The organism is Cognatiluteimonas weifangensis (assembly GCF_003416885.1).
Taxonomy (GTDB): Bacteria; Pseudomonadota; Gammaproteobacteria; order Xanthomonadales; family Xanthomonadaceae; genus Cognatiluteimonas; species Cognatiluteimonas weifangensis.
Genome location: NZ_QVPD01000005.1, coordinates 116,730 through 129,326 on the forward strand (window position 1 = coordinate 116,730; position 12,597 = coordinate 129,326).

Sequence of the window (12,597 nt, forward strand, 5' to 3'; positions counted from 1 at the left end):
CCGGGGCGCGGGCAAGGCCCCGGCGGGCCGGATCGGCGAATCGGCGGCCGCCCGCTACACTGTTCAGCTGAGCCCGTGCCCGGAGTTCCCCCGCGTGATCAAGCCCCGCACCCCGCCCGGCGTCCTGGAGCTGTTGCCGCGCGAGCAGATCGCCTTCCAGCGCATGCTCGATGCGATCCGCGGCACCTTCGAGGCCTACGGCTTCCTGCCGGTGGAGACGCCGGTGTTCGAGCTGACCGAGGTGCTGCTGACCAAGTCCGGCGGCGAGACCGAGCGCCAGGTGTATTTCGTGCAGTCGACCGGGGCCCTGGAGAAAAGTGGCGCGGCATTGCCCGAGCTGGCCCTGCGCTTCGACCTGACCGTGCCGCTGGCGCGTTACGTGGCCGAGCACGAGCACGAGCTGGCGTTCCCGTTCCGCCGCTACCAGATGCAGCGCGTGTACCGCGGCGAGCGCGCGCAGCGCGGGCGTTTCCGCGAGTTCTACCAGTGCGACATCGACGTGATCGGCAAGGACCACCTGTCGATCCGCTTCGACGCCGAGATCCCGGCAGTGATCAACGCCGCGTTCGAGAAGCTGGCGATCGGCGAGTTCACCATCCAGTTCAACCATCGCAAGCTGCTGCGCGGCTATTTCGAAGGGCAGGGGATCGACGGCGAGCGCCAGCTGCTGGTGCTGCGCGAGCTGGACAAGCTCGACAAGCGCGGCGAGGCCGCGGTGGCGGCGACCCTGGCGGGCGAGGGCTTCGACCTGGACGCGGAGGTGGTGGAGCGGCTGCTGGCGTTCGCCCGCGTGCGCTCGACCGGCCATGACGATGCGCTGGCCAGGCTCGATGCGCTGGGCGCCGGCACGCCGCTGTTCGAGCAGGGCCGCGACGAGTTGCGCCAGGTGCTGGCGCAGCTCAAGGCGCTGGGCGTGCCGGAGCATCGCTACGCGCTGAACCTGTCGATCGCGCGCGGCCTGGACTACTACACCGGCATCGTCTACGAGACCTTGCTCGACGCGCATCCGGAAATCGGTTCGATCTGCTCCGGCGGCCGTTACGACAATCTCGCCAGCTATTACAGCAAGTCGAAACTGCCGGGCGTGGGCATCTCGATCGGCCTGACCCGGCTGTTCTGGCAGCTGCGCGAAGCCGGCATCGTCGGCGCGGCGGAGAGCTCGGTCGACGTGCTGGTGGCGCTGCTGGACGACGCCGATCTGCCCGAGGCGCTGGCGCTGTCGCAGCAGCTGCGCGCGGCCGGGTTGAAGGTCGAGACCCAGCTGGAACCGCGCAAGCTGGCCAAGCAGCTGCAGTACGCCGACCGTGCCGGGATCCGCTTCGCCGTGATCCGCGGCGAGGACGAGGCCGCGCGCGGCGTGGTCGCGGTCAAGGACCTGCGTCGCGGCGAGCAGTTCGAGGTGCCCCGGACCGGGCTTGCCGACGCGCTGCGCGAGGCGCTGGCATGAGCGCCGCCCCGGCGGAAACCGTGCGCCTGGACGGCAAGTCGCTGACCCGCGCGCAACTGGTCGCGGTGGCCCGCGGCGCATCGGTCGAACTCGACGACGGGGCGCTGCGCGACGTGGCCCGCGCCGCCGACTTCCTCGCCGCGCAGGTCGCGCGCGGCGAGCCGATCTACGGCGTCTCCACCGGCTTCGGCAGCAATGCCGACAAGCTGCTTGCCGCCGACGGCCCGCTGCGCGAGCAGCTGCAGCGCAACCTGATCGTCACCCACGCGGTGTGCGTGGGCGAGCCGTTCGCGCCCGACGTGGTGCGGGCGATGCTGTGCATCCGCATCAACACGCTGCTGCGTGGGCACTCGGGCATCCGTGTGTCCACGTTGCAGGCGCTGGCGGCGATGCTCAACGCCGGCGTGGTGCCGGTGGTGCCGCAACTGGGGTCGGTGGGCGCCTCCGGCGACCTGGCGCCGCTGTCGCACCTGGCGATCGTGCTGCTGGGCGGCGGCGAGGCGTTCTTCGACGGCGAGCGCCTGCCCGGCGACGAGGCCCTGCGCCGCGCCGGCCTGGCGCCGGCGACGCTGACCATCAAGGAAGGCCTGGCGCTCAACAACGGTACCGCGCAGATGCTCGCCACCGGCGTGCTGGCGCTGGCGAAGCTGGAAGCGCTGGCCGACACCGCCGACCTGGCCGCGGCGATGACCCTGGAGGCCTTCGCCGGCCGCAGCGGCGCGTTCGCGGAGCCGGTCCACGCGCTGCGCCCGCATCCGGGCCAGGTGCACGTGGCCGCGCGCCTGCGCGCGCTGCTGGCCGGGTCGAGCCTGATCGACATCGACTACGACCTGGTGCCGCGCTTCGCGCCCGGCGCGCTGGGCGCGCAACGCTTCGACCTGGCCTGGCGCTGGGACGGCGAGCGCATCCACGGCGGCAAGAAGCGCCAGCCGCAGGACAGCTACTCGCTGCGTTGCGTGCCGCAGGTGCACGGTGCGGTGCGCGACGCGCTGGCGCAGGCCGCGCGCGTGCTCGAGATCGAGCTCAACGCGGTCACCGACAACCCGCTGGTGTTCCCGGACGCCGGGGACGGGCAGGCGGTGGTTTCCGCGGGCCACTTCCACGGCATGCCGCTGGCGCTGGCGATGAGCTACGTCAAGGCCGCGATTCCGGTGCTGGCCTCGATTGCCGAGCGCCGCCTCAACAAGCTGGTGGACCCGGCGACCAACGACGGCCTGCCGGCGTTCCTGGTCGGCAACGCCGACGGCACCGAGTCCGGCTTCATGATCGTGCAGTACACCGCCGCGGCGATCGTCAACGACCTCGCCAGCCGGGCGATGCCGGCCGCGGTGTATTCGATCCCGACTTCGGCCAACGCCGAGGACCACGTGTCGATGGGCGCCAACGAGGCGCGCCACGTGCTGGCGATGGCCGACGATCTGGGCAAGGTGCTGGCGCTGGAACTGTTCACCGCGGCGCAGGCGCTGGAGCTGCGCCTGCGCATGCTCGCGGCTGCGCGCGACCTGGCCGGCGATGCGGACGCGTTCGCGGCGCGTGTGCAGGGCGGGCCGGCCGGCGACGACGCCGCATGTGCGGCTTTCCGCGCCGGGGTCGACGCACTGCGCGCGGACCTGCGCGACGCCGGCAGCTTCCACCCCGGCCGCGCCGTGGCGGCGGCGCACGCGGCGATCCGCACACGCATCGCCTTCCTCGACCGCGACCGCGCGCTCGACGGCGACGTGCGCGCGGCGATGCAGATGCTGGCCGGCGGCAGCGTGCTGGCGGCGGCGCGGGCGGCGGACTAATGCGCTTGCGGCCCGGCCTGCTGCTGGCGCTCGCGCTGCTGGCGCCGGCGGCCGCGGCGACCCAGGCGCAGGTCCGCGGCACCGTGTTCGAGGATGCCAACGGCAATGGCACGCGCGAGCCGGGCGAAGCCGGCATCGCCGGCGTGGTGCTGTCCAATGGTCGCCGGATCGTCCGCAGCGGCGCCGATGGCGGCTACGCGATCGCCGCGCGGCCGGACGATGTGGTGTTCGCGATCAAGCCCGCCGACCGCCGTTTCGGGATGCGCGCGAACGGGCTGCCCGCGTTCTGGTTCGACTTGCGGTCGGCGGCGCCCTCCGGTGCCGCGCCAGGGCCGGTCGCACTGCCCGATCTGCGTTTCGATGTCGCGCTGTCGCCGCGCCGCAAGCCACACGGGCCGCTGCAGGTGCTGCTGTTCACCGACCCGCAGGTGAAGTCGCTGGTCGATGTCGACTACTACCGCCGCGACATCGTCGAGCCGTTGCGCGGCACCGGCGCCGCGCTCGGCCTGACCCTGGGCGACCTGGTCAACGACGTCCCGGCGCTGTATCCGGCGCTGGATGCGGCGACCGCCGCGCTCGGGGTGCCGTGGCTGCACGTGGCCGGCAACCACGACGTCGACCCCGATGCCGGCGATGACGTCACCTCGCTGCGCGCCTTCCACGCCGGCTACGGCCCGGACACGGTCGCCTGGGAAGAGCCGGGTGCCACCTTCATCGGCCTGGACGATGTCATCGCCATGCCCGGCCGGTCTCCGGCCTACGTCGGCGGCCTGCGCGAGGACCAGTTCGCCTTCCTCGAGGCCTACCTGCCGACGCTGCGCAAGGACCGCCTGCTGGTGCTCGGCGCGCACATCCCGTTCTTCGACACCGCCGCACCCGGTGCGCCGCCGACGTTCCGCCCGGCCGACCGCACGCGCCTGTTCGCGCTGCTGCGCGACTTTCCGCACGTGCTGCTGCTCAGCGGCCATACCCACAACCAGCAGCACGTGTTCCACGACGCCGGCGACGGCTGGCACGGGGCGCGGCCGCTGCACGAATACAACCTCGGCGCGGCCTGCGGCGGCTACTGGTCCGGGGTCGGGGACGCCGCCGGAATCCCCGACAGCGTGATGAGCGACGGCACCCCGAACGGCTACGCGGTGCTCACCGTCGCCGGCCACGGCGACTACGCGCTGGCCTGGCACAACGCGCGCGACGCGACCGACACGCAGGTCGGCCTGTGGGCGCCGAAAGTCCTGCGCCGCGGCGCCTATCCCGCCTGGGGCGTCTACGCCAACGTGTACATGGGATTCGAAAGCCGGGGATTCGAGAGCCGGGGACTCGACGGCGCAGGCACGGACCGCAGCCGGATCGAATACCGCATCGACGACGGCGCGTGGCAGCCGATGCGCAAGGTGCTGCAGCCGGACCCGCGCCTGCTGGCGGAAAACGCGCGCGACGACCTGGCCGATGCCCTGCGCGGCTACGACCGCGCGGTGGAAGCCACCCCGTCCCCGCACCTGTGGCGCGGCACGCTGCCGACCGACCTTGCCCTCGGCCAGCATCGCATCGAGGTCCGCTACTTCGATCCCTGGCGCGGCGAACAACGCGCGAGCACCGGTTATCGGCTCGAGGCAGCCACCCCGTAACCCCCCCATCGGAGCGATATGAGGCGCGATCCGGTCAGGGCGGGATCGCAGGCCGGAATCTCGGCTTGCACCGTGCCTACGGCAGCAACCCGGTCCGCCGCAGCAGCGCGGTCAATTCCGCCCGTGAGGACGATGACCAGCCGGCCATGCTGCCGAGCGTCCTGCCATCGCGGATCACGTAGAACGTCGGCATTCTCCAGTCCGTGAATATCGGCCATTCCGAGCGGTCGTACAGCATCTCCATGGGCGTCTGCGGGTGTTCACGGTTCCAGTCCCGCACCGCCTGCAGGTCTTCCTGTCCCGGCGGCAATGACAGCCAGTGCCCGTGCTGACGGAACAGTGGTCCGAGGACCGGGTCGGCAACGATGTCGCGCGCGGCATCGGCGGAAAAATGACAGCCGGCAAGCACCACGATCTGCAAGGGCCCGGTATCCATGGGCCGGCGCTCGAGGGTGTCGCCGTCCACATCCATCTGCCACAGCGTCGGTTGGCCGTCGAAGTCGGCATCGGCGCCGAGGATCCCGGGTAGCGGCGTGAGTTGTGCGGCTGCGTGCGCATCGGTGAAACGACGCGCACGGTCGAACTGGCGTGCGACCAGCAGGGCATCGCGGGCACTCAGCAGCTCGGCTGGAGCGGCGATCCCGCGCGCAGCCATGTGCTCGATCGTCGCCGCCATCGCTGCTGACGTCACGGGACCGGGGTTGCCGGAGTTCGCCAGGGATGCAGCGCGATACAGCAGCTTCAGATCGGAATCGCTGGTGCCGCGCAGGTAGTCGGCATCGCGTGCATTCGGAAACAGTGCAAGGTAGCGTGATGCGAGGGCTTTCCCGCGCTCAAGGTCCGCTGCATCACCGAGGCGCAATTCAAGTAGATACAGCTCGTTGAAGCGTTGCTCAATCACACTGCCGAGCGCAGGCGCCGGGGTATCGGCCGTCAGGCGACCCAGTGGAGGGGATATGTGCGGCGTAGGCTTCCGTTTCCGGCCCGAACAATGCGAGCACGGCGCGGATTTCGTCGGGAGTCAAGGTTGCGCTGAGGTCGGCCGTGTCGAATCCACCCAGGCCGCGTTCGCCGAACCGCAGGCTGGCCAGGAAACGCATTCGTGCACCTGCAGGCATGCGATCGAGCGGAGTCTGCTTGCCGGCATGCATTTGCAGCCATGCCTCCAACTGCGCGTGGGAGCGGATCGGCAGGTCAGCGGTGTCGCCCGCGCTGGATACCGCTTTTGCTGCCGCATCGTCTGCGGTTTTGGCCTGTGCCGTGGAGGTCACCGCGAAGGCGAGCATCATGCATGCGGCAGCAGCTGCCACGGCGGGTTTCATGGCGGTCATGTTTTTTCGCCTCCTGGCTCGGGTGATCCGAATCGCAGCCTGCGGCCCGCCTACAGCAGTGCGTCGACGGCGTCGAAGGACTCCACCCGCGGATGGCCGTGGCAGGCGGCGGCGTCGCGCGGTTGCGGGTAGTCGCTGCGGCGGTCCAGCAGCACGGTGCGCAGGCCGGCGGCGAAGGCGGCGTCGAGTTCCTCGACCACGTCCGACAGGAACACGATGTCGCCGGGACTGCGGTGCAGCTGGTCGGCGATCAGGCGGTAGCTGTCGGCGTCGCGCTTGTTGCCGACCTCGGTGTCGAAGAAGGCGTCGAACAATGGCGCCAGGTCGCCGGCGTCGGTATGCCCGAACAGCAGCTTCTGCGCCGGCGCCGAGCCCGAGGAATACACCGCCAGCCGATGGCCGGCGGCGTGCCAGCGGCGCAGCCCGGCGACCGCGTCGGGGTACATGTCGGCCTGCAGTTCGCCGCGCAGGTAGCCATCGCGCCAGAGCAGGCCCTGCAGCGCCTTGAGCGCGGTGTGCTTGCGGTCCTGGTCGATCCAGCCCTGCAGCGTCTCCACGATCATCTCGTCCTTGCACATGGCGCCGTGCTCGATGGCCACCTGGTCGAGCCAGCGGCGCACCTCGGGGTCGCCGCCGCGCTCGCGCACGAAACGCGGCAGTTCGCGGCGCGCGTACGGGAACAACACGTCGCGGACGAAGGCGATCGAGCTGGTGGTGCCCTCGATGTCGGTGAGGATCACGGGGCGCATGCGGGTGGCTGCCATGTCAGTCCGCCTGTCCCGGCTCGTAGCGCGGGAAGCGCGCGGCGATATCGGTGCCGGTGAAGTGCCCGACCCAGCCGTCGGGCGCGGTGAAGAAGCGGATCGCGACGAAGCTCGGCTCCGGCCCCATGTCGAACCAGTGCCGGGTCGAATCCGGCACCGCGATCAGGTCGCCCCGGGTGCACAGGACCTCGTAGACCTTGTCGCCCACGTGCAGGGTGAACAGGCCCGAGCCGGCGACGAAGAAGCGGACCTCGTCCTCCTTGTGGAAATGCTCGTCGAGGAACTTGGCGCGCATCGCCTCGCGCTGCGGGTGGTCCGGGGCGATGCTGACCACGTCCACGCTGCGGAAGCCGCGCTGCGCGACCAGGCGGTCGATGTCGGCGCGGTAGGCGGCCAGCACCTCCTCGGGCGAGGCGCCGGGGGCGACCGGCTGCGCGGCCTGCCATTGCTCGTAGGCGACGCCGATCGCGGCCAGCTCGCGCGCCATCGCGGCGCGGTCGCCGGTGGCCAGCAACGGCCGGTCCGGATGCGCTTCGTCGAAGATCCGCAGGCGGCTGTTCATCGGGTGCATCCCAGGTTCCTCAGGTCGAGCTCGCAGCCGAGCAGGAATTCAAACGCCTCCAGGTGGCGGCGCGCCTGCGCCATGTCGCGGCCCCAGGCGTACAGGCCGTGGCCGTCGATCAGGTAGCCCCACAGCCGGTGCTGGTCGAGCAGCGCGTCGACTTGCGCGGCCAGGGTCGGCATGTCCTGGCTGTTGGGCAGCACCGGCAGGTCGAGCGCGGTCTCGTGCGTGGTGTTGCCGGCGAAGGCTTTCAGCAGCTCGTAGCCTTCCAGCCGCACCCGGCCGGCGCCCGCGTACAGGCGCGAGGCCACCGTCTGCACCCGCGAGTGCGTGTGCAGCACGCAGCCGACCTCCGGGAAGCGGCGGTACAGCTGCGCGTGCAGCAGGGTCTCGGCGGACGGGCGGTGGTCGCTGCCGACGGCCTGGCCGTCCAGGTCCACGACCATGATGTCGTCCTCGGTCAGCCGCCCCTTGTCGCGGCCGGACACGGTGATCGCGACGTGGTGGGCGTCGAGCCGGCGCGAGAAGTTGCTGCTGGTGGCCGGCGTCCAGCCGGCGGCCGCCAGCTCGCGCACGTGGGTGATGATTTCGCCGGCGAGGTGGCGCAGCTGCTGCGCGTCGTAGGGCGGGGGAGCGCTCATGGCCGCAGTTTAACGCGGCCGCATGGCCGCGACAGGCGCCCGGAAACGGAAACGGCGCGGGCTCGTCGCCCGCGCCGTTCCGGTGGCCGCAGGGCGTGCGGTCAGGCTTCCGGGCCTTCGTGGAACGCCGGTTCCGCCGGCGGGCTGACGCCGCCTTCCGGCCCGGTGATGCCGCGGCCCAGGTCGCTGTGGCCGTAACCGTAGAAGCGGTAGACGACCAGGCCGATGATCGCCCAGCCGAAGAACAGGCTGATCGTGTACAGCGACAGGTTGAAGAACAGCAGCAGGCAGCCGGCGATCGCCAGCGGGCACACCACCCACACCAGCGGGGTGCGGAACGGGCGGTGGCGGTCGGGCTGCTGCTTGCGCAGGATCATCACCCCGATCGACACCATGATGAAGGCGAACAGGGTGCCCGAGTTGGAGATGTCGGCGAGGATGCCGACCGGGAACATCGCGCCGAACAGGGCCACGAACACGCCGGTGATGACCGTGATCACGTGCGGGGTGTGGTACTTCGGGTGCACCCGCGACAGCACCTCGGGCAGCAGACCGTCGCGCGACATGGTGAAGAAGATGCGGGTCTGGCCGTAGATCATCATCAGCACCACCGACGGCAATGCCAGCGCCGCGGCCAGGCCGATCAGGTTGCCGATGCCGCCGAAGCCGACCATGCGCATCACGTGCGCCAGCGGCTCCTTGCTGCAGACCAGCGCTTCGGGGTGGTTGAGGCAGGCGGCGGCCATCTCCGGGGTGCCGGGCTGCAGGAACTGGCCGTTGGCGCCGACCATTGGCGCCGAGCCGGCGGCGCCGACCGCGCCGTAGCCCACCAGCAGGTAGAAGATGGTGCAGATCAGCAGCGAACCGATCAGGCCGATCGGGATGTTGCGGTTCGGGTTCTTGGTTTCTTCCGAGGCGGTGGAGACCGCGTCGAAGCCGACGTAGGCGAAGAAGATCGACGCCGCGGCGCCGAGCACGCCGATGCCGCCCATCGGGCTGCCCCAGCCGGTCGGGAAGAACGGGGCGAAGTTCTCGCTCTGCACCGCCGGGACCGAGATCGCGATGAACGCGATCAGCGCCGCGACCTTGATCGAGACCAGCACCGCGTTGACCTTGGCCGACTTGGATGTGCCGATCACCAGCAGCCAGGTGATCACCAGCGCGATCAGGCAGGCCAGCACGTTGAAGGTGCCGCCGTCGTAAGGGCCGGTCTGCAGCCAGCGCGGCAGCGCCAGCGCTCCGGGTTCGACCAGCCCGAACAGGTTGGTGTGCATCAGCAGCCCGTTCATGTAGCCGGACCAGCCGACCGCCACCGCACCGGCGGCGACCGCGTATTCCAGCACCAGCGCCCAGCCGACGATCCAGGCCAGGGCCTCGCCGAGCACGCCGTAGGTGTAGGTGTAGGCCGAGCCGGAGACCGGCACCATCGAGGCCAGTTCGGCGTAGGCCAGCGCCGCCAGCGCGCACACCACCGCGGCGATGACGAAGGCGATCATCATCGCCGGGCCGGCCTTCTGCCCGGCTTCGGCGGTCAGCACGAAGATGCCGGTGCCGATCACCGCACCGATGCCGAGCATGGTCAGCTGGAATGCGCCCAGTTGCCGGGTCAAGGCCTTCTTGCCGGCGGTTTCCAGGATCTTGTCGAGCGGCTTGACGCGCCAAAAAAGCATCGTTTTCTCCCCAGGCAATGCGAATGGGCACGGAAATCCGTGCGTGGGCGGCAAGTCGCCGACCTTACCGCCCACCCGGCAGGTGCACAAGCGCCGTACGGCACCCCGCGACCGCGGCAGGCGATAATCGCCGCCAGCGACGATCCGGAAGCGGGCGAGGCAGGCATTGGACGGACAGGCAGGCGACGACATCGAGCCGCTGGCGCGCGCGTTGCGGGCGTATCGGGCGCGCTGGCCGGCCGAGGCGGACACGGTGGATCGTTTCCTGGCGCTGCTGCGCGAACCCGTGGACCCGTTCGTGCGTGCGCGCCTGGCCGGACACTTCACCGCCTCGGCGTGGCTGGTCGACGGCACCGGCGCACGCGTGCTGTTGACCCACCACCGCAAGCTGAACCTGTGGCTGCAACTGGGCGGCCATGCCGACGGCGACCGCGACCTGATGCGCACGGCGCTGAAGGAAGCCGAAGAGGAGTCCGGGCTGCCGGAATTGCGCATCGAACCCGGCATCTTCGACCTGGACCGGCACCGGATCCCCGTGCACGGCGACGTACCCGCGCACTGGCATTACGACGTGCGCTACGTGGTGCGCGCCGGCGCCGACGAAGCCTTCGTGGTCAGTGCCGAGTCGCACGCGCTGGCGTGGCGGGACATCACGGCATTGGCAGACGACGATGCGGCGGACGCATCGGTCCGGCGCATGGCCAGGAAGTGGCTCGAACGCCAGGGGATGGAGAAAGGCAGGAGCGCTTGACTCCCGTCGCCCCCCTTTTTCCTGGCGCTTCTCCCGATTGCGGAATCCCTGTGGGGGAAGTCGTCCGGACCGCGAATACTTACTTCAAGTGCGGCAGCTTCCGTGGGGGAAGCCGGCGGCCCGGCCTGTGCGGGACACGCCGTGAATACATCCCTGTAGGCTCCTCGGCGGCATCCATGCCGCCGACGGTCCCGCACAGGCCGGGCCACCGGCTTCTGCACAGTGAGTCGGCGCTTGTAGAAAAGCCCACGAAGCGAGGAATTCCAATCTCGCGAAGGCGCCGCCCGGCGGGCTGGGGGTGCGGAGAGTGGACCATGGATGGTCCACGACCCGACTTAAAGAGAGGAGGTCGTCAGGAGGGCGCAGCACCCCCAGCCCGCCGGGCGGCGACTCCGTCCGAAGCCGATCTCTCGAGCGCAGGCCATGACGCGACGTCATGGCCAGGCATAGCCCCAACGCCCCGACTTAAAGACAGGAGGTCGTCAGGAGGGCGCAGCACCCCCAGTCCGCCGGGCGGCGACTCCCTCCGGAGCCGACCTGCGCAATTTGGAGAAGAACCTTCCTCGCCGCGGCTCAATCCGCCCGGCCGGCAAATTCGCCGGTGGTGGTGTTGACCCATACCTTCTCGCCGCTGGCGATGTATTCGGGCACCTGGATCTCGATTCCGGTCGACAGCTTCGCCGGCTTCGGGCGCTTGGTCGCGGTGCCGCCCTTGAGCTCCGGCGGCGTCTCCACCACCTCGATCGCCACGCTCTGCGGCAGCTGCAGCGCCACCGGCAACTCGTCGATGATCTGCACGTAGCAGCCCGTCAGATCGTCGACGATGTAGCCGGCGGCCTCGCCGACCACGTCGGCGTCCAGGGTGTAGGGCGTGTAGTCCTCGTCGTCGAGGAACACGAAAGCGTCGCCGTCGCGGTAGGAGTAGGTGACCTGGCGGCGCGAGAGCTCGACTTCCTTCAACTCGTCCTCGGCGCCCAGGCTGAGGTCGAACTTGCTGCCGCCGGGCACCGAATACATGGTGAAGCGGAACTTGACGTTGCCGCCGCGGCCCTGCGGCGAGCTGCGTTCGATGTCGCGCACCTGGTACACGCTGCCGTTGTGCTCGACCACGTTGCCTTTCTTGATGTCGTAGGCTTTCATCGATGTCCTTATTTGGGGGCCAAGCGGGTGGCGCCGTCGAGGCGGATGGTCTCGCCGTTGAGGTAGGGGTTGCGCAGGATGCAGGCGACCAGGTCGGCGAACTCCTCCGGCTTGCCCAGGCGCGAGGGGAACGGGATCGTCGCCGCCAGCGACTGCTGCACCGATTCGGGCATGCCGTCGACCATCGGCGTCCAGAACACGCCCGGGGCGATGGTCATCACCCGGATGCCGAAGCGCGCCAGCTCGCGCGCCATCGGCAGGGTCATGCCGACCACGCCGCCCTTGGACGCGGAGTACGCGGCCTGGCCGATCTGGCCCTCGTAGGCGGCGACCGAGGCGGTGTTGACGATCACCCCGCGTTCGCCGTCCGCGCCCGGCGCGTTGTCCTGCATCAGCGCGGCGGCGGTCTTGGCGACGTTGAAGCTGCCGACCAGGTTGACCATCACCGTGGCCTGGAAGCGCGACAGCGGCATCGGCCCATCCTTGCCCAGCACGCGCCCGGCGCCGAGGATGCCGGCGCAGTTGACCGCGACGTTGAGCCCGTCGAGGAACTCGCGCGCCGCGGCGACGTTGGCCGACACCGCGGCCTCGTCGCTGACGTCGGTGCGCAGGTAGCGGGCGTTGCCGGCGCCCAGTTCGGCGACCGCGGCCGCGCCCTTGTCGTCGTTGAGGTCCAACAGCGCGACCTTGCCGCCGTGGGCGACCAGGTGGCGGGCGACCGCCAGGCCGAGGCCGGAGACGCCGCCGGTGACGATGGCACGGGTATCGGAAAGCTGCATGGGGGGGTCCTGCGGGCGGAAAGCCGCGATTTTAAGCGATGCCGCGCCCTTCGCCCGCTCCTGCTCCCCGCTTGCGGGGAGAGGCACCTGCCCTGAGCCT

The 12,597-nt window shown here is 70.4% G+C and carries 12 protein-coding genes; 4 read left to right on the forward strand and 8 right to left on the reverse strand.

Annotated features, from left to right (window positions below):
• Positions 1–94: 94 nt before the first annotated feature.
• Genes hisS through D0Y53_RS06595 form a run of 3 tightly spaced genes read left to right on the forward strand, consistent with a single transcriptional unit; the run spans position 95 to position 4,859 of the window.
• Positions 95–1,447 carry a histidine--tRNA ligase gene (gene hisS / locus D0Y53_RS06585; protein WP_117202417.1) on the forward strand — a complete coding sequence of 451 codons (1,353 nt, stop codon included), beginning with the start codon at positions 95–97 and terminating at the stop codon, positions 1,445–1,447.
• Positions 1,444–3,231, forward strand: coding sequence for an HAL/PAL/TAL family ammonia-lyase (locus D0Y53_RS06590; RefSeq protein ID WP_117202418.1), 1,788 nt, complete (start codon positions 1,444–1,446; stop codon positions 3,229–3,231). Before hisS ends, D0Y53_RS06590 begins: the two co-directional genes overlap by 4 nt.
• Positions 3,231–4,859 carry a calcineurin-like phosphoesterase C-terminal domain-containing protein gene (locus D0Y53_RS06595; protein ID WP_117202419.1) on the forward strand — a complete coding sequence of 543 codons (1,629 nt, stop codon included), beginning with the start codon at positions 3,231–3,233 and terminating at the stop codon, positions 4,857–4,859. The genes D0Y53_RS06590 and D0Y53_RS06595 overlap by 1 nt, the downstream gene beginning before the upstream one ends.
• A gap of 76 nt (positions 4,860–4,935) precedes the next feature.
• Here the strand turns inward: D0Y53_RS06595 and D0Y53_RS06600 are convergent, their stop codons facing one another.
• From D0Y53_RS06600 to D0Y53_RS06625, 6 genes are all read right to left on the reverse strand, one after another.
• Positions 4,936–5,760, reverse strand: a complete 825-nt coding sequence (locus tag D0Y53_RS06600; RefSeq protein ID WP_147319022.1) for a hypothetical protein — start codon at positions 5,758–5,760, stop codon at positions 4,936–4,938.
• Positions 5,753–6,190: a hypothetical protein gene (locus D0Y53_RS06605; RefSeq protein ID WP_147319023.1), complete on the reverse strand. Its 438-nt coding sequence runs from the start codon at positions 6,188–6,190 to the stop codon at positions 5,753–5,755. The genes D0Y53_RS06600 and D0Y53_RS06605 overlap by 8 nt, the downstream gene beginning before the upstream one ends.
• Positions 6,191–6,240: 50 nt before the next feature.
• Positions 6,241–6,939, reverse strand: a complete 699-nt coding sequence (mtnC, locus tag D0Y53_RS06610; protein WP_199492022.1) for an acireductone synthase — start codon at positions 6,937–6,939, stop codon at positions 6,241–6,243.
• Between the two features lie 16 nt (positions 6,940–6,955).
• Positions 6,956–7,516: a 1,2-dihydroxy-3-keto-5-methylthiopentene dioxygenase gene (locus D0Y53_RS06615; protein ID WP_117202537.1), complete on the reverse strand. Its 561-nt coding sequence runs from the start codon at positions 7,514–7,516 to the stop codon at positions 6,956–6,958.
• Positions 7,513–8,157, reverse strand: coding sequence for a methylthioribulose 1-phosphate dehydratase (locus D0Y53_RS06620; protein ID WP_117202423.1), 645 nt, complete (start codon positions 8,155–8,157; stop codon positions 7,513–7,515). The genes D0Y53_RS06615 and D0Y53_RS06620 overlap by 4 nt, the downstream gene beginning before the upstream one ends.
• Positions 8,158–8,258: 101 nt before the next feature.
• Positions 8,259–9,827, reverse strand: a complete 1,569-nt coding sequence (locus tag D0Y53_RS06625; protein WP_117202424.1) for an amino acid permease — start codon at positions 9,825–9,827, stop codon at positions 8,259–8,261.
• Positions 9,828–9,993: 166 nt separating this feature from the next.
• On the opposite strand from D0Y53_RS06625, the gene D0Y53_RS06630 reads away from it, so the two are divergent.
• Entirely contained in the window at positions 9,994–10,578 is a 585-nt protein-coding gene (locus tag D0Y53_RS06630) for an NUDIX hydrolase (RefSeq protein WP_233511687.1), read from the forward strand.
• 573 nt (positions 10,579–11,151) lie between these two features.
• On the opposite strand, the gene efpL is transcribed toward D0Y53_RS06630, so the two are convergent.
• A complete protein-coding gene (gene efpL / locus D0Y53_RS06635) occupies positions 11,152–11,718 on the reverse strand; it encodes an elongation factor P-like protein EfpL (protein ID WP_117202425.1) in 567 nt (188 codons plus the stop codon).
• A gap of 8 nt (positions 11,719–11,726) precedes the next feature.
• Positions 11,727–12,497, reverse strand: coding sequence for an SDR family NAD(P)-dependent oxidoreductase (locus tag D0Y53_RS06640; protein WP_117202426.1), 771 nt, complete (start codon positions 12,495–12,497; stop codon positions 11,727–11,729).
• Positions 12,498–12,597 lie beyond the last annotated feature (100 nt).